Source organism: Motilimonas eburnea (assembly GCF_021295345.1).
In the GTDB taxonomy this organism is placed as follows: Bacteria; Pseudomonadota; Gammaproteobacteria; order Enterobacterales; family CBDFNC01; genus Motilimonas; species Motilimonas eburnea.
The window spans coordinates 130,690-152,172 of the sequence record NZ_JAIMJB010000007.1; the positions used below are offsets into that span (position 1 = coordinate 130,690).

The 21,483-nt window shown below is 45.6% G+C and carries 17 protein-coding genes; 4 read left to right on the plus strand and 13 right to left on the minus strand.

Annotated elements, in window-relative coordinates:
* Positions 1 to 31: 31 nt before the first annotated feature.
* Positions 32 to 2,365, minus strand: coding sequence for a putative bifunctional diguanylate cyclase/phosphodiesterase (locus tag K6Y21_RS08895; protein ID WP_233071487.1), 2,334 nt, complete (start codon positions 2,363 to 2,365; stop codon positions 32 to 34).
* A 341-nt stretch (positions 2,366 to 2,706) separates the two neighbouring features.
* Positions 2,707 to 6,594: a phosphoribosylformylglycinamidine synthase gene (gene purL, locus K6Y21_RS08900; RefSeq protein ID WP_233071488.1), complete on the minus strand. Its 3,888-nt coding sequence runs from the start codon at positions 6,592 to 6,594 to the stop codon at positions 2,707 to 2,709.
* Positions 6,595 to 6,780: 186 nt separating this feature from the next.
* Here purL and mltF point away from each other — a divergent pair, with 186 nt between their 5' ends.
* The gene (mltF, locus tag K6Y21_RS08905; protein WP_233071489.1) at positions 6,781 to 8,331 is read left to right on the plus strand and encodes a membrane-bound lytic murein transglycosylase MltF; all 1,551 of its coding nucleotides are present in this window, start codon (positions 6,781 to 6,783) and stop codon (positions 8,329 to 8,331) included.
* A 26-nt stretch (positions 8,332 to 8,357) separates the two neighbouring features.
* Here mltF and tadA read toward each other — a convergent pair whose 3' ends face one another.
* On the minus strand, positions 8,358 to 8,870 hold the full coding sequence (tadA, locus tag K6Y21_RS08910; protein WP_233071490.1) for a tRNA adenosine(34) deaminase TadA: 513 nt from the start codon (positions 8,868 to 8,870) through the stop codon (positions 8,358 to 8,360).
* A 184-nt stretch (positions 8,871 to 9,054) separates the two neighbouring features.
* On the opposite strand from tadA, the gene K6Y21_RS08915 reads away from it, so the two are divergent.
* A complete protein-coding gene (locus tag K6Y21_RS08915) occupies positions 9,055 to 10,983 on the plus strand; it encodes a methyl-accepting chemotaxis protein (protein WP_233071491.1) in 1,929 nt (642 codons plus the stop codon).
* A gap of 242 nt (positions 10,984 to 11,225) precedes the next feature.
* On the opposite strand, the gene K6Y21_RS08920 is transcribed toward K6Y21_RS08915, so the two are convergent.
* From K6Y21_RS08920 to guaB, 9 genes are all read right to left on the minus strand, one after another.
* Positions 11,226 to 11,471, minus strand: a complete 246-nt coding sequence (locus K6Y21_RS08920) for a hypothetical protein (RefSeq protein ID WP_233071492.1) — start codon at positions 11,469 to 11,471, stop codon at positions 11,226 to 11,228.
* Positions 11,472 to 12,752, minus strand: a complete 1,281-nt coding sequence (locus K6Y21_RS08925; protein WP_233071493.1) for a DUF4910 domain-containing protein — start codon at positions 12,750 to 12,752, stop codon at positions 11,472 to 11,474.
* The gene (locus K6Y21_RS08930; RefSeq protein ID WP_233071494.1) at positions 12,749 to 13,546 is read right to left on the minus strand and encodes an AAC(3) family N-acetyltransferase; all 798 of its coding nucleotides are present in this window, start codon (positions 13,544 to 13,546) and stop codon (positions 12,749 to 12,751) included. The genes K6Y21_RS08925 and K6Y21_RS08930 overlap by 4 nt, the downstream gene beginning before the upstream one ends.
* A complete protein-coding gene (locus K6Y21_RS08935) occupies positions 13,539 to 13,721 on the minus strand; it encodes an H-NS family nucleoid-associated regulatory protein (protein WP_233071495.1) in 183 nt (60 codons plus the stop codon). The genes K6Y21_RS08930 and K6Y21_RS08935 overlap by 8 nt, the downstream gene beginning before the upstream one ends.
* A gap of 196 nt (positions 13,722 to 13,917) precedes the next feature.
* On the minus strand, positions 13,918 to 14,238 hold the full coding sequence (locus tag K6Y21_RS08940) for a hypothetical protein (RefSeq protein ID WP_233071496.1): 321 nt from the start codon (positions 14,236 to 14,238) through the stop codon (positions 13,918 to 13,920).
* A 153-nt stretch (positions 14,239 to 14,391) separates the two neighbouring features.
* A complete protein-coding gene (locus K6Y21_RS08945; protein ID WP_233071497.1) occupies positions 14,392 to 14,706 on the minus strand; it encodes a DUF6626 family protein in 315 nt (104 codons plus the stop codon).
* A gap of 190 nt (positions 14,707 to 14,896) precedes the next feature.
* Entirely contained in the window at positions 14,897 to 15,646 is a 750-nt protein-coding gene (locus K6Y21_RS08950) for a tyrosine-type recombinase/integrase (protein ID WP_432757986.1), read from the minus strand.
* A gap of 260 nt (positions 15,647 to 15,906) precedes the next feature.
* Complete coding sequence (guaA, locus tag K6Y21_RS08955; RefSeq protein WP_233071498.1) at positions 15,907 to 17,487, minus strand: glutamine-hydrolyzing GMP synthase; 1,581 nt, start codon at positions 17,485 to 17,487, stop codon at positions 15,907 to 15,909.
* 70 nt (positions 17,488 to 17,557) lie between these two features.
* Positions 17,558 to 19,021, minus strand: a complete 1,464-nt coding sequence (gene guaB / locus K6Y21_RS08960) for an IMP dehydrogenase (RefSeq protein WP_233071499.1) — start codon at positions 19,019 to 19,021, stop codon at positions 17,558 to 17,560.
* A gap of 170 nt (positions 19,022 to 19,191) precedes the next feature.
* Here guaB and xseA point away from each other — a divergent pair, with 170 nt between their 5' ends.
* Together xseA and K6Y21_RS08970 are read left to right on the plus strand one after the other, a co-directional pair.
* Positions 19,192 to 20,520, plus strand: coding sequence for an exodeoxyribonuclease VII large subunit (gene xseA / locus K6Y21_RS08965; RefSeq protein ID WP_238486377.1), 1,329 nt, complete (start codon positions 19,192 to 19,194; stop codon positions 20,518 to 20,520).
* A 445-nt stretch (positions 20,521 to 20,965) separates the two neighbouring features.
* Positions 20,966 to 21,142, plus strand: a complete 177-nt coding sequence (locus K6Y21_RS08970) for a hypothetical protein (protein WP_233071500.1) — start codon at positions 20,966 to 20,968, stop codon at positions 21,140 to 21,142.
* 105 nt (positions 21,143 to 21,247) lie between these two features.
* On the opposite strand, the gene K6Y21_RS08975 is transcribed toward K6Y21_RS08970, so the two are convergent.
* Entirely contained in the window at positions 21,248 to 21,481 is a 234-nt protein-coding gene (locus K6Y21_RS08975; RefSeq protein ID WP_233071501.1) for a zinc ribbon domain-containing protein, read from the minus strand.
* Between the last annotated feature and the right edge of the window lie 2 nt (positions 21,482 to 21,483).

Consider the following 21,483-nt stretch of genomic DNA (forward strand, 5'->3'; position numbering starts at 1 on the left):
CATACTATTTAGGGTAAATTAGGTTAACTCTTTAACGATTACAACGAAGAAAAAATGTCGCCTTGGCTTTACGCATAGGCTCTGAGATATCATAGCCTTGAGCCAAGTGACAGCCTAAGTCGGATACATACTCCACCTGTAACTGGGTTTCTGTCCCTTCGGCAACCACTTCAATACCTAAATTGTCACCTAACGACACAATCGACTTAATGATGGCTTTTTCTATTGGATCAACATGGGCTTGACGAATAAAGTCCTGAGCTATCTTTATTTTATCAACCCGCACCTTCTTCATGTTATTGAGGGATGACCGCCCCGTCCCAAAATCATCAATGGCTAGCGCAATGCCCAACTTACTTAAGTTGATTAAGTTAGACCTAACCTGCGCAGACTCATCTGAGAGCACGTCCTCTTGAACTTCGATTTCCAACAACGAAGCTGAGCAGCCGGTCTGTTGTAGGAATGTCATCACCTGACTCACCAGATCCGGTTGCATCAACACACAAAGAGACAAGTTAACCGCTACGCGGCCGAATCGGAGCTGTTGCTCTTGCCATTCGGCAGCCTGCAAGCAGGCTTGTTGCAACACCCATAGATCGATGTTGGCCATGAGCTCACATTCTTTGGCTACCGATAAGAATGAAAGAGGCAAGATCACACCTTGGTTTGGATGGTTCCAGCGTAATAAGGCTTCTACCGCCACCACTTGATTGCTTTTCAGGCAAACTTGAGGTTGATAGTAAAGCTCAAACTGATCACGACGCAAGGCAAACCTTAATTCCGTTTCAAGTGAAAATTGGCGCTGTGCGGCCAAGGTCAACTCTTCGGTATAAAATTCGTAATAATTACTGCGATCTTGTTTCACCCTAAGTAAAGCAGCCTCAGCGTTCGATAATAAAGAATCAGCGGTTTCACCATCATCGGGGTATAGGCTGATTCCAATATTCACATTTAGATAGACAACTTCAGCGTCAACAACCAGGCCACAAGATAGCTCTCTGGCCAAGCGTTTGGCCGCCGCTGCAGCATCTTGCTCATGAATCATTTCATCGATCATAATGGCGTATTCATCACTACCAAAACGCGCGATAACGTCTTTATCAGAAAAGATTTGACGCAAGCGACTCGCCACTTCTCGCAAAACACGATCACCAAAGCTGTGGCCTAAGTGCTTATTAATGCGACTAAACCTGTCGAGATCGATATGCATCACGGCAAAACCATGGCCATTGCGTCGAGCACGTTGCACGCTGTCCTCTAAACGATGCACAAAAAACAGGCGATTCCCTAAGCCTGTTAAGCTGTCGTGATATTTAATGTATTGCAGCTTCTCTTCTGATTCTTTTAGTTGGCTCAAATCAGAGAAGGTCGCCACATAGTTGGTCACCACATTATCTTTATCTTTTATCGAGCTGATATTGAGCCATTGATGATAATGCTCACCGTTTTTTCGACAATTAATGATTTCACCATGCCAATTGCCGACGGAATCCAGTTGATGCCAAAACGATTGATAGAAAGCATCATCATGCTTACCCGATTTTAACAAGGCTGGCGTGCTCCCTAAGGCTTCTTCTTCACTGTACCCCGTGATTTGACTAAATGCGGGATTAACCGAGAGGATAATGCCTTTTTTATCGGTAATTAAGATGCCTTCTTGGGTATTCTCAAACACGATGGCGGCGCGCTTAAGGCGCTTTTCCGCTTTTCGCTTCTCGGTAATATCACGGCCGACCCCAATGAGGCCCAGTACCTGATCATTTTCATCAAAAAATGGCACCTTAAACATATCAATAAGGTGTTTTTCACCATTGTGATACGTCAGGATTTCTTCCGACGTGAGCATGTTTCCTGACTCAACCACATACCTGTCTTGCTCTTGGCACATTAAAGCCTGATTAGGCTCAAAAAAATCATCATCCGTGTGCCCCAAAATAGCCGATTCAGGTTGCCCAGCAAACACTTCAAACGCTTGGTTACAGCCTTTGAAACGACTTTGCGGATCTTTAAAGAAAATTAAATCCGGAATGGTATTGACGGTTGCTTTGAGCAAGGATTTCAACTCGACCAATTGCAGCTCTAACTCACGAGGATGGCCCAGATGTGGATCAAAAGCCTTGCCAGCTTGCACGCTTAAGTCAATCACATTGACGTCGGCAGCCCGCTGCCTTAGCAGCTGGGTTTGTTGCTCCGTCATGGCCTGTTGCAAAATAATTAAATCCCAGTCTTGTAGCAGTACTTCTGCAAATCCATTCGCATCATCAACGCAAGAAACGCTGATTTGCTCTGCTGCAAACAGTTCGCCAGCGAGAGCATGGGCGACGGAAGGTTGCTCACCAACATAAAGAACTTTTTGTAACCTCAAGTAAAAACCCCTGTTCCTGTTGCAAAAATTGCAAAAACGAAGCCATCAAAACGGAAAATATAGATGCTCAACCACGTTGACGTTAGGATAATGCAAGTCACCCTGACACCACCCACTATTATTTTATCTATTAGTAGCTGATACTATTTACAACACAAATACAGCCTTGAAACTGTAGGTATATAGCCAATAGATTATGAAAGATAAGGCAGACTATCGGTCTCAAATAAACATCTAGTTTAAAAAAAATGAGACCAAGTTCAACTTATGACCTATCCATCGCAGCTAAAAAAAAAGCCGAAGTTCATGACTTCGGCTTTTTGAGTGTGTGCGCTAGGCGATTAACCTAAATTGGCACGCGCGTTTCTAAACATGCGCATCCAAGGGCTATCTTCGCTCCAGTCATCTGGATGCCAAGAGTTCGCCACCGCTCTAAACACACGCTCTGGATGTGGCATCATGATAGTCACACGACCATCTTGCGTGGTTAAACCGGTGATCCCGTTTGGCGAGCCATTCGGGTTAGCTGGGTATTGCTGCGTTGCTTGACCGTAGTTGTCAACAAAACGCAGTGCTACCGTACCTGATTGCTCAATGGCGGTTAACGCATCGGCGCTAGCCACTTCAACGCGACCTTCACCGTGAGAAACGGCGATAGGCATACGTGAGCCAGCCATGCCTTGCATAAAGATAGAAGCAGATTCTTGTACTTCCACTAAGCTAAAGCGCGCTTCAAAACGCTCTGAATTGTTGCGTACAAAACGTGGCCATAGCTCTGAGCCTGGGATCAGCTCTTTTAGGTTTGACAGCATTTGACAACCGTTACACACACCTAGGGCAAAGCTATCATTACGGTTAAAGAAGGTTTGGAATTGCTCACGAGCACGCTCGTTAAACAGGATAGACTTAGCCCAGCCCTCACCCGCACCTAATACGTCACCGTATGAGAAACCGCCACACGCCACTAAACCTGCAAACTTATCTAGGCTCACATCACCCGATAAAATGTCGCTCATGTGTACGTCAATCGCCGAGAAGCCAGCGCGATCAAATGCCGCGGCCATTTCAAGGTGAGAGTTAACGCCCTGCTCACGCAAAATGGCCATTTTCGGCGCTGCGCCTTTCGCAATGTAAGGTGCGGCAATATCTTCATTAATATCAAAGCTTAGGTTGGCAGATAAACCGGGATCCGCTACATCGACTTTGGCGTCAAATTCTTGTTTAGCACACTCAGGGTTATCGCGCATCGCTTGCATTTGATACGTTGTTTCAGCCCAAATAGCACGCAGCTCGTTACGAGATTCAGCTAATACCGCTTCACCGTTACGCGTAAAGCGCACCACATCGTCGCTGTTTAGGGTACCAATCACATGGCTGTTCGCCGCTAGGCCGTGGCCCGCTAACGTGTTCAGCACGGCTTCTTTATCCGCACTACGCACTTGTATCACTGCGCCTAGCTCTTCACTGTAAAGTACGGCTAAGTCGTCATTGCCTAGAGCATCGATAGCAACATCCACACCGACATGACCGGCAAATGCCATTTCCGCAACCGTGGTGAATAGACCACCGTCACTGCGATCATGATAAGCCAATAGTTTCTTATCAACCACGAGGGCTTGAATGGCATCAAAGAAGCCTTTTAGTAGCGCTGGGCTATCAACGTCAGGTACGTCTTCACCTAGCTGCTTATAAACTTGCGCCAGAGATGAAGCGCCCAGACGGTTTTTACCCGCACCTAGGTCGATTAAAATCAGTTCGCTATCACCTAGATCGGTGCGCAGCTGTGGCGTCACTGTATCGCGAATATCTTCAACGCGAGCAAAGGCAGTGATAACCAAGGACAATGGCGAAGTGACTTCTTTGGCTTCACCGTCTTGTTGCCATTTGGTCTTCATCGACATCGAGTCTTTACCCACAGGGATAGTAATATCCAGCTCTGGACACAGCTCTTCACCTACCGCTTTCACCGCTTCGTAAAGACCGGCATCTTCACCAGGGTGACCGGCTGCAGCCATCCAGTTAGCAGATAATTTCAAACGGTTCAGTTCACCGATATTCGTTGCCGCGATGTTGGTAATAGATTCAGCCACTGCTAAACGGGCAGATGCACCAAAGTTAAGCAGTGCGACTGGGGTGCGCTCACCAATTGACATGGCTTCACCTGCGTAGGTGTCAAAACTACTTGCCGTTACCGCACAGTTAGCCACCGGAATTTGCCATGGCCCCACCATTTGGTCGCGCGCCACTAAACCGGTTACGGTGCGGTCGCCAATGGTAATCAGGAAGGTTTTTTCAGCAATGGCAGGTAAACGGAGTAAACGATGCGCCGCATCTTTTAGAGTGATACCTGAAACATCAATGGCTTCGCCTTGGGCTTTTAACGAGCTGACATCACGGTGCATTTTGGGTGGCTTACCCAGTAACACATCCATCGGCAAATCGATGGGCTTGTTGTCAAAGTGTGAGTCAGTTAGGTTTAAGTGACGCGCTTCGGTCGCTTCACCTAATACAGCAAACGGAGCGCGCTCACGTTTACAAATGGCTTCAAATACCGCCATGTTTTCTGGTTTGATCGCTAACACGTAACGCTCTTGCGACTCGTTACACCAAATAGCGTGAGGCGCCATGCCCGGCTCATCGTTTGGAATAGCGCGCAGCTCAAAGTTACCACCGCGGCCGCCGTCATTCACTAGCTCTGGCATCGCGTTTGATAGACCGCCCGCGCCCACATCGTGAATAAACTGAATTGGGTTGTTGTCACCCATTTGCCAACAGCGGTCGATCACTTCCTGACAACGACGCTCCATTTCTGGGTTTTCACGTTGTACCGAAGCAAAATCCAAGTCTTCAGCTGATTGGCCAGAGTCCATGGAAGATGCTGCGCCGCCGCCGAGACCGATATTCATCGCAGGGCCACCCAATACCACTAGCTTAGCGCCAACCGGGATGTCTTTTTTCTCAACGTGCTCTTCACGAATGTTACCTAAACCACCTGCTAGCATGATTGGCTTGTGGTAACCGCGAATTTCAAGGCCGTTGTGGCTGTTTACTTGCTCTTCATAGGTACGGAAGTAACCTAGGATATTTGGACGACCAAATTCGTTGTTAAACGCCGCGCCGCCCAATGGGCCTTCAAGCATGATGTCTAAGGCAGACACAATGCGACCCGGCTTACCAAAGTCGGTTTCCCAAGGCTGTTCAAAGCCAGGAATTCTTAGGTTAGAAACACTAAAACCAACCAAACCTGCTTTTGGCTTAGAGCCAATACCGGTTGCGCCCTCATCACGAATTTCGCCGCCGCTACCGGTTGCTGCGCCCGGCCAAGGTGAAATCGCGGTTGGGTGGTTGTGGGTTTCAACCTTCATTAAAATGTGAATATTTTCTTGATGGTAGTTGTATTCACGGTTGTCGATATCTGGGAAGAAACGACCCGCTTTTGAACCCACCATCACCGCAGCGTTGTCTTTATAGGCTGACAGCACGTTATCGCTGTGATTTTCAAAAGTGTTTTTGATCATCTTGAACAAAGATTTTGGCTGTTCAATGCCATCGATTGTCCAATCTGCGTTAAAGATTTTATGACGACAGTGCTCTGAGTTCGCTTGAGCAAACATCATCAGCTCGATGTCGTTAGGATTACGTTGTAACTTAGTGAAGTTGTCCACTAAGTAATCAATTTCGTCTTCTGCTAAAGCCAAGCCTAACTCAACGTTGGCTTTTTCTAGCGCTTGGTGACCACCCGCTAAAATGTCAACGCTGGACATTTTACCTGGCTCAGCATGCGCAAATAGTTTGTCCGCTTGAGCCAGCTCGGAAAACACCGTTTCCATCATACGGTCATGCAGTAAGTCAGCGACTTGCTTAAGCTGCTGCGCCGACAAATCACCTTCAACATAGTAAGCCACACCACGCTCTAAACGCTTAACTTTGGCTAAGCCACAGTTATTTGCGATGTCCGTTGCTTTTGACGACCAAGGAGAAATCGTTCCCGGGCGCGGGGTGATCAAAATCAATTGCCCCTTTGGCTCGTGCTCAGGAATACTCGGTCCATAAGTTAATAATTTTGCTAAAACCGACAACTCAGCTTCAGTTAATGATGCCGACACATCGGCAAAGTGCATGAATTCAGCGTAAATATCGGTCACAGGCAGTTGTGAATCACGGCAGTTTTTCAACAACTGGTTCACTCTGAAATCAGACAGTGCGGGGGCACCTCGCAAAATTTCCATCAACAGCTCTCACTCTTAATTTGTGGGTGGGGTTTGAATCGCGCGTATTATAGAGAAAAGGTGCCGCCAAGGCTATAAGGCAAATAAGATTAGGCTAGCTTCAAAGCTTTATTTTGATTCTGATGACTCACCAAAGCAATGCTGGTATAAAGACAAAGATTTTTAAACCTAAGGCAGTATGTAAGTTTGAAGCATCCATTTATCTACCCCCTATTGATCGTTGTATTTGGTTTAATGCTAAGTGCCTGTGAACCATTGCAAGACTTTAGTCAACTGCAACAAATTCAGCAGCGCGGCGTGCTCCGAGTGGGAACCTTAAACACCCCCGTTAGCTACGCCTATGACGGTGATACTCTTTCTGGAATGGATTATGAATTAGCCAGCGATCTTGCAACTTACTTAGGTGTGCGTTTAGATATGTCTCCGGCCTACTCATTAACAGAACTGTTTAAAGAACTGGATCAAGGCAATATCGACTTTATCGCAGCGGGTTTAACCTTAACCCCCGAGCGAGCACAAAAATATCGCAGTGCCCCCCCTTTATATAATGTGGCTCGCACCTTGGTTTATCGTAAAGGTAATACCCAACCTAAGGATTTCTCCGAAATCAACGATCCAATTGTGGTGCTCAAGGATTCCGGTCCTGAAGAATTACTCAGACGTAAACAAATTCAATACCCCACCCTAGAATGGGTTGCCATTGATGATGAAGACCCTGTCGAAATCTTGCGTATGGTGGCAAACGAAGAGGCCATCTATGCCATGGTTGATGATAAAGTGCTGGCCAGAGCGCAGCGCTATTACCCCACATTAACCGAAGGCTTTACCCTAGAAAATGATCTTCCCGTGGCGTGGATGCTAAAAAAGAGCATTGATGACAGCCTTTATTCGGTATTGATTGAATTTATCGGCCAACACCAACAAAGCGGCCACATTACTAAATTGGTTGAACGCTACTTCGGCCACATCGAAAAGTTCGACTTTGTCGACACTCGCAGTTTTTTAAAGCGTGCAGAAACGACCTTGCCGCAATATCAGCCGCTCTTTGAAAAATACCAGACAGACCAATTTGATTGGGTGATGCTCGCTGCTATCAGCTACCAAGAAAGCCATTGGCAACCGGATGCCCGCAGCCCAACCGGCGTACGCGGCATGATGATGCTCACCAATGACACGGCTAAATTTATTGGCGTGGATAACCGACTCGACCCGGAGCAAAGTATTCGCGGCGGGGCACAGTATTTAACCTATCTATTAGGCTTAATTCCAGACAGTGTGCATCAGGACGAAAAAATATGGTTTGCGCTAGCCGCCTATAACCTTGGTTTTGGCCATTTAATGGATGCCAGACGCTTGACTCGCTCTATAGGTAAAGATCAAGACAGCTGGAAAGATGTGAAAGATGTACTGCCGCTACTCCAGCGTAAACAATGGCATCAACGTACACGTTACGGCTATGCTCGGGGCGGCGAAGCGCGTCATTACGTCCACAATATTCGCCAATATCAAGAAAGCCTTGCTTGGTTAGTTCGCGAGCAAGCTAAACAAGCACTCCTTGACATCGAAGCCCAAGCTAATGACGCCGTATCAGGCGCAATGGCAACCGAGAACAATGCAGATGAAATGCCTGCCTCAAGTGAGCCCATTGAGACCACTGACGAGACTGTTGAAGTCACCCCTGATGCGCCGCTTGAAAGCCCGCAAAATGCCGAGCTTGATAAAGATGAAAATGAATAACCAACGCGCTTAGAACTCAATTTAGTTTATTGCTTTTGCTCTGTTATAGCCGCTTGTTTTAAAGCCTGTTTCAAGGCTTTTTTCTCGGCTCTACGGTGGCGAAAAAATGCACTGATTTTTTCGCTGCACTCATCAGCCAAGACATCGCTGGTGACAATTAAACTGTGGTTCAATTGTGGATTTGCCACCAAGTTAAATACACTACAGGCGGCCCCCGTTTTGGCATCAGACGCACCATAAACCAAACGTCCAACGCGGGCATGGACCATGGCACCCGCACACATGGGGCATGGCTCTAAAGTTACATATAAAGTGGTGTCCAATAAACGATAGTTGGTTAACTTTTTACCCGCTTCGCGCAGCGCAATAATTTCAGCGTGGCCGCATGGATCATGTTCACTGATTGACTGATTCCAACCTTCTCCAAGAATTTCATCACCTTGCACTAGCACGGCGCCAACGGGCACCTCGCCGATGGCTTGCGCTTTATCTGCTAATGCCAACGCATACCGCATCCATTTTTCATCATTCTCAATCATACACTCTCCTCTGGGGGCAGATTATGGCGCAAGCCTTGAGGCCATACAAGCACGGCACCGCCCCACTCAGGCCATCTATAAAGGCATTAAAGCAAGGTACACAAGCGAAAATAACATAGAGTTGATAACGACTGGGCTGGAATTGCTAAACTCGAATAAGGGCGGCTTAAAAATGGGATGGGCTATGTTTGTAAAAATCCAACAATCTTTATTACTGCAAGTCATGCTTGCGGTGTTACTCGTTGTCGCGCTACAAACCTTAATCACGGTCAATGCGACCAAAGGCAGCATTCATAACCTCGTCGAAAACCTCAACCTTGAATTTACCAAAGGCGATTCAGCCACCAAAGACACCTTGGCCAAAGCGCAACAACTGATCGCCAATGCCATGGCACAAAGCACACAGGTAAGCCAACAAACCGTGACAAAAAGCCTCGCCCATGGTTTTGACCAAGCCCAACAAGAAACCGAACAACGCATTGCCGCCAATGAAATTCAAAGCGCTAAAGCCCAAGCGCAACTGTTAGTCGCCTTTGCGCCGCCATTAATATGGGACAAAGACGTTCCCCGCCTCACCGAGCTTATCATTGCCGCCCACCAAAACCCGAAAGTGTTATTTGCCGTGTTTTATGGTGCCGATGGCAAATACCTTACAAGGCATATCGATCGCAGCTCCACCAAGGTAAAAAGCTTAATTGCTCAGGGCAAGGGTAAGCGAAAAATGGACAAGCTGATCAATGCCGCCACACAAGATAAACAAATACATATCGTTACCATGGATATCAACCCTAAAGGCTCAGTGATAGGTAAACTGGTGATGGGGGTTGACACCTCTGAACTGTCAAATTTAAAGCAAACACTCACCAACCAATTTGACCAGCTCACCCAAGTAAGCAGTCAGAAAGTGAGTCAAGCCATCGATAACCAAGCCGCACAAAGTAAGCAAGCGCTAGCCCAATCGTTAGACTTAATCGCCCAAGGCAATAAAACAACGGCAAACAATATCCAGCAAGCCGTGTTTGCCAACAGCCAAGGTTTGGTGAGTGATTTATGGCTAATTCTGCTGATATCTTCTTTGGTATTACTGATTGCACTAGGCTTGATCCTTGGCAATCGAATACTCAAGAAAATCAACCTACTCACCCAATCCTTAGTTCATCTAGCCAGCGCGGGCGGCGATCTAACCCAAAGCATTCCGGTGCAATCACAAGATGAAATTGGCAAAATGGCCGACAGCATCAATGCGTTTTTAAATAAAACACGCAATTTAATAAAAGAAGCAAACCGCGCCGCCGACCAAACGTCCGCCCAAAGCCAAGCCATGGAGGCCAAGTCTGAGCAAGCCCTTAACGCTCTCACTCACCAGCGCCAAGAGGTCGATAACGTAACCCATGCCATGACCCAAGTGGTTGACACCATAGCGCAAGAAAATAGCCAAGTAGAAGCGGTGATGCAAAGCATCGACCAAGTTAAAATGGACAGTGAACAAAACAGTGCCACCGCGCAGCAAGTGAAAGCGTTAATTGAACAACTGGTCGAGCGCGTCAACGCGTCGAATCAAAATGTTGGCCAATTTGAACAGCTAAGTAACCAGATAGGGAATGTGATCGATGTCATTCAAGGCATCGCCGAACAAACCAATTTATTGGCACTGAACGCCGCCATTGAAGCGGCTAGAGCCGGTGAGAGTGGCCGAGGATTTGCGGTGGTCGCCGACGAAGTACGCACCCTTGCCAGTCGCACCCAAAGCTCAACCCTTGAAATACAGCAAAATATCGATTCGCTACAACAGCAAGTGCGTAGCTTAGTAGATGAAATGCAATCGACTACCCAGTGCGCCCACGAAGGCATAACCAAACTGAATAAAGCCGATGAACTCCAAGCCGGCATATTTACCTCAATTGCCAGCTTATATGCGATGATCGAGCATATCGTGACACTGTCACAACAACAAACTCGCGTTACTCAAGACGTACAACAAAGTACCCAGCGCATGCAAACCGCCTGCGTAGACTCGGTCGATACGGTAAGCCAGGCACAGCAAATGAGCGTGCAATTAGCCAGCCTATCCAGTGCGCTAAAACAAACCATGTCGCAGTTTAAGGTGGAGTAATACTATATCGGATTAGAAGGCGCAGAGTCATGGTGCGATTGAGGTGTAATGAACTTAACGGATAAACCCGTTTATTAGACTTGTTCAATTTGTAAAGCTGTTCATTAACTTTGAACAACAAAAATAATTGAACAACCCAGTTGGAGCTGATTTTAATCTGTGAATAAATGCGCTTTCAGCGCGCGGCTTCTCGCAAGAATTGCGCTCCTACGCCAAGGCTTAGCACACCATAAACATTTAGCTCAGATAAAAAAGTCCGCGGTTACGCACTCATACTCAAACTGTTCGTATTCTACTTCGCTTAACCACGTTTGCAGCTGGCGGTTTTGCACGTTTTCTCTACGCTTGAGTTTGTCGGCTATACCTTCTAACTTTTTAAGACGCTTGCTTTCATCAGCAGTAAGCTCGCGACTCGGATTGGCATTTTGAATTCGCTCCTGCAGCAACTTACGAAAGTTGCTGCTTTGTTTCTTTGATTGACTAGCCACTCACTCATTTTCTTGGAGTAGTTTGTGCTCAACAAGCTTATCAACTATCTCGTAAAGCTCCCAAATGGGAGTGCTCAAAGTTTCTGCTATTTGCAAAAGAGTGTTTTCTCCATCACATAGACTTATGACATCCATCATCAATCTAACTTGCTCGCCAGATTTTTTCGTTGATAGCGTTGGATAAAGTCCACGCTTACCCATTTGAGGCTCACCAAGTACCGTAACGCGGTATTGTTTATTTCTTTCAATAGCCTCAATAGCTTTACGAATTGACCAATAACCACCATCTAAGCCATTAGGTGTAACTACGTTATCTAAGTCATCAAGTGATGTATGGTATTCGGGATATTGCCCATACTTTGTACGCATGATCGATGCTATAGGAAGATCGATTCCAGGTGCACAATACTGGCGTTCATCACTGCCTCTATCTAGCCAGGTATATGATTTAAAGCCTGGATCAATATGTTTTAGAACGTGTTTAGCAACATCATCACTTAATGTATTCCCATCACGCGATGGAAGATATGAGTATGCTCTATCATCTCCGACACAGGATACATTAAAGCCAGATATTACCTTCTGCTTCATTTCATTATGATTTAAGCTAAGGTAGGTTATGGATCCTATAGTTTCAGGAATGAAAACAATTCTATATGTGTAATTGCGCTCATTAAGATCAGACAGCCACTTCGCTAAGAATGTCACGACTGTTGGGCCAGAAAGTTCGTTATTCGCCATTGAAGGATGACAAATATAAGTGCTAATGAATACTTCCTCTTGACTTTTACCAGGTATAATCAACTCACCATAGTTAAGTACGCCATCAAAGTGTTTAGCTTCTATTTTGACGTAATAGTCACCACCTTCTAACTGATCAAATTGATCTTGAGAAAGGCAGAAGCCCCAGCGTTCTTTGTAGTAACTTGTAATGTATGGGATAGCGTCTGGCTGTTCGGGTAAGGTATATAAATGGTCCTTTAAATCTTCTAATTTAATGTTACCATCGAAGGAAGTGCTATAACCCAGTAAATGAAGATTGTTAACTTTAAAGTCACATATTTTATCACCATTAGGGGTTATAATATAAGCTTCTGTAGGGTGCCATTCTTTCGGCACAACCCAATCAAATACTTCTGTTCCAGAAGGCACGGACTTGATTTTTAAGTCTGGTAAATGCTGCTTTACTTGATTAAGTGTAGCTCTTACACCCTCACCAGTAATGCTTCTATTTATCGGCCATAATTGTTTAGCAAAATCATGTATGCTCTTACCGATCATTCATCTTCTCCATAAATAAAGAGATTACCTTCTGCTCTGCCTTCTTTGATAAGGTTAGCTACAAATCCAAACATGCTCGATGCTTCAATAGTCCTTAGACCTGAACTTTCTTTTGGCCGATCACCGCGATACAGACCAGCCCTCCATAACATTTCACCAGCTGGGTTAACATGAGTGCGTACGTTTCTTTCGATATCTCTTACGAATAACTTAAATTCTCGTTCTGATTCATATCCATGTGAATCAACGTATGCGCCAGAAAACGTCTTAAAATAACGATAATCAACCAACATTGACTCTTCAACATAATGATAAAACGTCATACTATTTTGATCTTCAAGATCAAGTGAAGCAATTTTACCATCAAGCTTATGCAGTAAGCCAAATGGGCTATTGTCACCATATCCACTTTCGTTAACTAATCCGTCAAACTTATCTTTTTCTTTCCCTATAACCGCAAAAGAGTAAATAGGATGACCAGTTCGAACAGCGTCAGATCGTTTTCTTGCAACTTCCGTAAGAGCACCCATTTGCGAAGGTGTATTTCGAACATCAAAGTGCTTTGTAGTTGGGAAATCAAAGTTGAAGAGTGGAAGTATTAATGTGCCTGAGCTACCCAAACAATCGAGAAAACTGTTAAGAATATCATCTGGTGTTAATTGAATACCTTTACGCCTAGCATTTACTAATGTCCTTTTTATGTTGCTGTGAACAAGCAAAGTATCGCCACTATTAACTCCACATTTAGCCCAGCTTTCAGAAAGATGCTTGGTGTAGTCAGCATTCTTAACCATTAGATTTTATTCCCCCTTTAGCAAGTGAACCTTTCAACATCCTAGCTGTAAAGCCAAACTCTTTGCAAAGGCGCTTTACTTCCTTAAGTGCGTTAGCACGTTCGTTCTTCTTAGCTTCAACCATCTGCTGCTGAATCGCTTCCATTTCAGCTTTCAACTCGTCATAAGATTTCATCTCACACTTTCGCTGGTTATGTGTCAGTCTTATATTATAGATTTGTTAAAAGGATGAACAGCATGTTTTTTTCTACGCTTGCGGTAACGCGAGGATTGTATGAGGAAAGTATTTGCATAGCACCTCACTATGCCAATCAGTCGTAGTTTCAAAGACACAGACAAACAGCTACAAATCGTGCACTTTTTGCTAGTTTTCAGCGTTTATCTCTGTCGTCTTTTTGATTAGATAACGGTGGTTGTGGACGAATAGGTGTGAAATCTGTTCGTTCTGTGTCTTTTGGTATCGTCTGCTGCTGTGGTTCTTGCTTCACTATCTTTGTCTTTGGAACAGCTACTGTGCGTATGACAGTCTTTGTTTCTGGTTTTGCCATCTTCTTTGCAAGTCCAACTGCACTACTGCCTGTGCCTAGTATCAACTCAAATGCTGCCCACTTTGTCTCGTCGTCCACACGTTTAATCTCGCTACGTATATTGTTTAGCGCTTGCTGTATATCTTGTAATGCACTCTTGTTCATACAGTTATTTAGCAACTAGCAGAATGGGGTGATGCAAAATCACCACCTCACTTCTGTAAGTACTCCACCGCAGAAAACCGCAGCACGAAAATTTACTGCTTAAACCCAAATTCGGATGACGAGGTTGTTGGATTGAAGCTACAGTGTTATTTATCAAACTCTTATCTCTTCTTTCCACCACCCCACAGCATCACTATTAATATGCTTGTAACACTGTTCGCTGAGTTCAATAAAACGCTTACCAAGCTGCGTATGTTGTTCTGTCGCCGTCATACAGCGTCCGTAGTGCTGTAATTTGCTTGCATATATAGCCAATATCCCCACGCTTCGTTTAACACGCTTAAAACGCAGCGTACGCATGTAACACTCGCTTCTGCATAACCAATCTTTGCTGAATTCGCTTTCGCTGCTTACAGCACCAATCTGCTGCAATAACTCAAATACTTCGTTTAGAACCGTTTTCTGCATGAAATTTTCCTCAGTTGATAAATAACAATGTGCACAGCTTGTAAGTGTTGCTGTGTATTTAGCTCGTATTGTTAGTTACAAATGAGATTAAGGTTGGTACGCCGATTGAAATAGTACTGCTGATGCCTTCTGATGTGAGAGGACAAGCAAATGGGACTGATCATTGTCTGCTTCTAAGCACTACCCAACGTTATGCGTTGGATGCCTTAAACTGTCCTACCCGCTCAAGGTAGCGATACATTAAGCTGATTTCTTGCGGGGTTAAAGTGCGATCCCTTGGCTCAAATTTAGCGATACTGGCAGGGCGCACGCGATCAGCGGGGTTTTCAACTTTTTGGCCACGCTCGATGGCCCAGCGAAACACCTGTAACACAATTTCACGAGCATGAACGGCGGTGGCCGGTGCGCCGCGCTCGACTATGGTATCGGTGAGTGCCCGTAAGTCTTCATGGGTGATTTCAATCAGCTTTTGATTACCAAACTTAGGTTTTAGCTCTCGCTCATACACAGATCGGCGCATATCGCGCGTTGAGTCGGCCATTTGATAACCCCTAAGCCATTTGTCAGCCCAGGCTGCAAACGTCTCGGTATCCTTTATCCGCGATTTGCTGCGGGCTTTTTCCTTAGCTGGCGGCTTGCCCAGTGCAATCACCTTCTTGGCCTCGATTAATCGCTCTCTGGCCTCTGCTAGCGTGACTGTGGGGTATCGACCAAAGGTGATGGTTTCTTGTCTGCCGCTGATAGAATAGTTGTAACGAAATGAGGCTGTTCCCGCCTTGGTCACGGCCACATAAAGGCCGTCACGGTCGTTAACTTTGTAAAGTTTATCGCGTGGTTTGAGGTTGCGTAGTTTGGTATCGGTGAGCATGGGCGCGTTCCATTGGCGTAAGCCATTGTCATGTTTTAGTTCGGATTTAATACCATGCTGAAAACTGACCATGATTCAATATGAATCTCATTTAAATACAATCACTTAATCATTTTCGATACCATGTTAGTTAAACGGCTTATTACATGGTATCAGGTATTTTTTAATGGTATTGGGTTTGATAATACCCCGCGAAATACCCCTGTCAAACCGTGCTTGGTGTTGCTAGGTAGTGCTAGATTTACCTAGCTTAAAAACAAAAAAAGTCCGCAGTTACGCGGACTTAAGTGTAGTTTATTGCCTGTTAGTGCCAGTACTTGCTAGACGGTGGATTATTCCCACTCGATGGTCGCTGGCGGCTTACCTGAGATGTCGTAAACCACGCGAGAGATGCCATCAATTTCGTTGATGATACGGTTTGAAACATGGCCCAATAGCTCGTATGGCAGGTGTGACCAACGCGCGGTCATAAAGTCGATGGTTTCAACGCAGCGTAGCGATACAACCCAATCGTATTTACGACAGTCGCCCATAACACCAACCGAACGTACTGGTAAGAATACGGTAAAGGCTTGGCTCACTTTATGATAAAGGTCGGCTTTGTGTAGCTCTTCAATGAAGATAGCGTCAGCGCGGCGCAGTAAGTCACAGTATTCTTTTTGGATTTCGCCTAGTACACGCACACCTAAACCTGGCCCAGGGAATGGGTGACGGTATAGCATGTCATAAGGTAAACCTAGCTCAAGACCAATTTTACGCACTTCGTCTTTGAACAATTCACGTAATGGCTCAACTAGGCCCATTTCCATGTCATCTGGTAGGCCGCCTACATTATGGTGTGATTTGATCACATGGGCTTTACCGGTTTTAGACGCAGCTGACTCGATAACGTCTGGGTAAATAGTGCCTTGGGCTAACCATTTCGCATTTTTCAATTTCTTCGATTCTTCATCGAATACATCAACAAATACGTGACCGATGGTTTTACGCTTTTGTTCAGGATCGGATTGGCCTTTAAGCGCATTTAGGAAACGCTCTTCTGCTTGCACGTGAACAATGTTTAGGCCGAAGTGGTTACCAAACATGTCCATGACTTGTTGGCCTTCGTTTAAACGCAATAAGCCGTTATCAACGAATACACACGTGAGTTTATCGCCAATGGCACGTTGGATCAGCATAGCCACAACAGATGAGTCAACACCGCCGCTTAAGCCAAGGATAACTTCGTCGTCACCCACTTGCTCTTTAATGCGGGCTACCGCGTCTTCAATAATGGTCGCCGGTGTCCATAAACAATCACACTGGCAGATGTCTTTCACAAAGTGCTCAAGCATACGTGCGCCTTGGCGCGTGTGAGTCACTTCTGGGTGAAATTGTACGCCGTAGAATTTCTTCTCTTCGTTGGCCATTGCAGCAAACTGACAGGTTGCTGTTTTAGCTACTTGACTAAAGCCAGCAGGAATAGCCGATACTTTGTCGCCGTGGCTCATCCACACATCTAATAGCGCATTACCGTTTGCCGCAACCGCATCTTCAATGGCTTTAAACAAGCTACAGGTTTCAAGTACTTCTACTTGAGCATAACCAAATTCGCCCTCGCCTTCGCCCTTAATAACTTTACCGCCAAGCTGCTCAGACATAGTTTGCATGCCGTAACAAATGCCCAGTACAGGTACGCCAGCGTTAAAGACGTATTCAGGTGCGCGAGGTGAGTTTTCAGCGGTCACGCTTTCAGGGCCGCCTGCTAACACGATACCGTTTGGCGCAAAGTCCTTGATATCTTGCTCTTCTACGTCCCAGCTCCATAGCTCACAGTAAACACCAATTTCACGAATACGACGTGCAATCAGTTGCGTGTATTGAGAGCCAAAATCTAAAATTAGTATGCGATGTTCGTGAATGTTATTGCTCATAATTGGCAATTGCTCCAGCAAAAATAACAAAGACGGCTAGATAGCCGCCTTAAAACTATGGGGTAATGACTTATCCTAAACGGTAGTTAGGCGCTTCTTTACTGATAGTCACATCATGTACATGGCTTTCACCCATGCCCGCACTCGTGATTTTCACAAACTGCGGTTTTGTGCGCATTTCATCAATGGTCGCAGAGCCAGTTAGGCCCATGGCCGAGCGTAAACCGCCCATTTGTTGATGAATAATTTCTTTTAGGCGACCTTTGTAAGGTACGCGGCCTTCGATGCCTTCTGGTACTAATTTGTCTGCTGCATTATCAGACTGGAAGTAACGGTCAGAAGAGCCTTTAGACATAGCACCCAAAGAGCCCATACCACGGTATGACTTAAATGAGCGGCCTTGGAAAAGAATGACTTCACCTGGCGCTTCTTCGGTACCGGCAAACATGCTGCCCATCATGACACAACTTGCACCTGCCACGATGGCTTTAGCGATATCGCCAGAGAAACGAATACCACCGTCAGCAATCACTGGCACGTCAGTACCCGCTAGTGCTTCAACGGCGTCAGAGATAGCGGTAATTTGTGGAACACCACAACCGGTTACAATACGGGTAGTACAGATAGAGCCTGGGCCAATACCCACTTTTACTGCGTCAACACCAGCTGCTACCAGCGCCTTAGCACCTTCTGCAGTGGCTACGTTACCGCCGATAATTTGCAACTTAGGGTATAGCGCACGGGTTGCCTTGATGCGCTCAAGCACACCTTGAGAATGGCCATGAGAAGAATCAATCAGCAGCACATCAACGCCCGCTTCAACAAGGGCTTTAATACGCTCTTCGTTACCTTCACCGGCGCCCACTGCCGCGCCCACGCGCAAACGGCCTAGCTCGTCTTTACAGGCATTAGGCTTACGCTCTGCCTTTTTAAAGTCTTTTACCGTGATCAAGCCTTTAAGCTTAAACTTGTCATCCACAACCACCACTTTTTCGATACGGTTTTCGTGCATAACACGAATAACTTGCTCGCGAGTTGCATCTGGGCTTACCGTCACTAGGCGCTCTTTGGGTGTCATTACGGCTGAAACAGGCTTAGCTAAATCTTCTTCAAACACCACGTCACGGCCAGTTACAATACCTACCACTTCATCGCCATTTTCTACCACAGGGTAGCCGGCAAAACCATGCAGCTCAGTAAGGGATTTAATTTCGCGCAATGTCATTTGCGGTGTAACAGTCACAGGGGCTGATACCACACCACTTTCGTAAATCTTAACTAAGCGAACTTGTTCAGCTTGCGCTTCGATCGACATATTTTTATGGATGAAACCAATGCCGCCTTCTTGCGCTAACGAAATAGCAAGACGAGCTTCGGTTACGGTGTCCATCGCAGCCGATACAACTGGAATATTTAGGGAAATATTACGCGTTAGACGGGTTTTTAAGCTCGCCGTATTGGGTAAAACAGAGGAATGACCTGGTACAAGGAGTACGTCATCAAAGGTTAAAGCTTCTTTTGCGATTCTTAGCATTGCAATATCTCAACAGCGGTTGGGAGTAGAATATTGCGACGGGATTATATGGCTTTGTCACACTTTTAACAAATACAATTTTCATAATTTTCCATATTTTTGTAAGCCTTTGGCGTCTGTTACGAATTTATGGTTACAATAGCGTGAAACTTCACTTGCTTAGTCAATAATTGGTAATCAAAGTGCAATCTATTTATAGCGTTAGTCGACTTAATACAGAAGCGAAAAAACTACTCGAAACGGGCCTTGGCACGATTTGGCTCAGTGGTGAAATATCGAATTTAACCATGGCAGCTTCTGGGCATTGGTACTTAACCTTAAAAGACGACCGCGCTCAAGTCCGTTGTGCCATGTTTCGCGGCGCCAATAGTAAAGTCAGCTTACGCCCCAAAAATGGCTTGCAAGTGTTAGTGCGGGCTAAATTAAGCTTGTACGAGCCAAGAGGGGATTATCAACTGATCCTTGAGTCAATGGCGCCAGAAGGCGATGGATTACTGCAACAAGCATTTGACGCATTAAAGTTTAAGCTCGCGGCCCAAGGCTTATTTGCCAACCAACACAAGCAAGCGTTGCCGCCGCACCCAACTAAGGTGGGGTTGATAACGTCTGCTACGGGCGCCGCGGTGCACGATATTTTATCGGTGTTAAAACGCCGAAACCCTAGCCTGCAAATTATTATCTACCCGAGCCAAGTTCAAGGTAAGGCGGCCACACCACAACTGGTCAATGCCATCCAGTTAGCCAATTTACGCAATGAGGTCGATTTATTAGTGTTAGGCCGCGGCGGTGGCTCGATGGAAGATTTATGGTGCTTTAATGAAGAGGCCGTAGCGCGCGCGGTGTTTGATTCAAACCTGCCTATTATTAGCGCTGTTGGCCATGAAGTAGACGTGACCATTTGTGACTTTGTGGCCGATGTGCGTGCGGCCACGCCTTCCGCTGCTGCTGAACTTTTGAGCCAAGATGCACAGTATTGGGCTAACCGAATTAGCGAGCAGCAACATCGCCTTAAACAAGCCATGCAGGCTTTACTTGGGCAACAAACCCATCACCTAGAGCAACTGCAGTTAAAACTCACCCACCATGAGCCCAGAGCCAAATTACAGCTGCAAGCGCAGCGGCTAGATGAACTAGAGTTAAGATTACATCGCAGCCTAAACCATATGCTGACACTGCGCCAAACTAAATTGAGCAATTTACAAACTCGATTAAGCCAAACTCAGCCACTACAGCGAATCTCACGCCTGCAACTGCATCACGAGCAACTTTGCCAACGGTTAAATCGTGGCATGGGCTCATTTCTTAAACAAAACCAACAGCAACACCATGCCCTATTGCAGCAGCTACAAACGGTCAGTCCTTTAGCAACCTTAGCCCGCGGCTACTCCATTACCACCGATAGTCAAGGTAAGGTTATTGACGACAGTAAACAATTAAGCGAGGGCGATTTAATTTCCACCCGTTTTGCTCAAGGCGAAATACGCGCCAAGGTGCAATAGAATTAAGTATTCACCAGCAAAGGCTCTTATATAGCAGATTTATTCGCTTCGTCCATTAGCAACTTTAATACCAATAACTTAGTTCGCGTTGCGAAGCTTGACCAACGACAATAATAAGTCTTATTTGATTAATTATCTTGGTTACTTTTCATTCACTATGCCTTGCAAACACTACTATATAAGTAGGGAGCGGGTTATTCCTTAGTGCTGTTAAATGGGTTGTTAAGCTAGTTACGATGTACGTTTTCGCATCAGTAAAAACATAGGTTAGGCAGTCGAAAGTTGTGATATAGGATCAGCAGTTTATCCTTTCCAAATCAGTACCAAAGTAACTCTCTCACAAGGCGATCAACTGATCTCTAGGCTTGATCCGGATGTTACAAATATGGCTACTTTGATAGTTAAGTAACATTCAATGGGATTTAATAAACTGAGGAGGCACATCATGGATATCACTCGCGCTCATAGCCCATATCTAACCGAGGAAGAAAAGGTCGAGCACAAAATTCATCTTGCGCAGGATCATCTTCATCAAGCTGAGCACATGATGGAAGAAGCGAAAGTTGAGTTAGCAAACGCGCTACATGAGCAAGAAATAATCGATTTGGAAAGGGACTTGTAAGTCACAACAATAACTGCCTACTAAGTAGGTGGTTTAGAAATAAAACTTAAGCAGGAACCCGCTCCAATGAGTCGGTTCCTGCTTAGTATTTTTGACTTGGAAGAATTACTGAGAAAGCTCGGTTAAACGGTAGTCGGCACTCGACTTAGATTTCATTTCATTGCAGCTATTGCAAAAGAAATCAACCGCGCCACAGGCTTTTAGCAGCTCTAATCGCTCGCCACACTGATTACAATGCACTTGCGCCTGATAAGTTTTATCACAGGGTTCACAGTGATAAGTAAACTTACCTAAATAGTTCATTTGCTCATTACAGCTAGGACAAGCCAAGGCTTTCATGC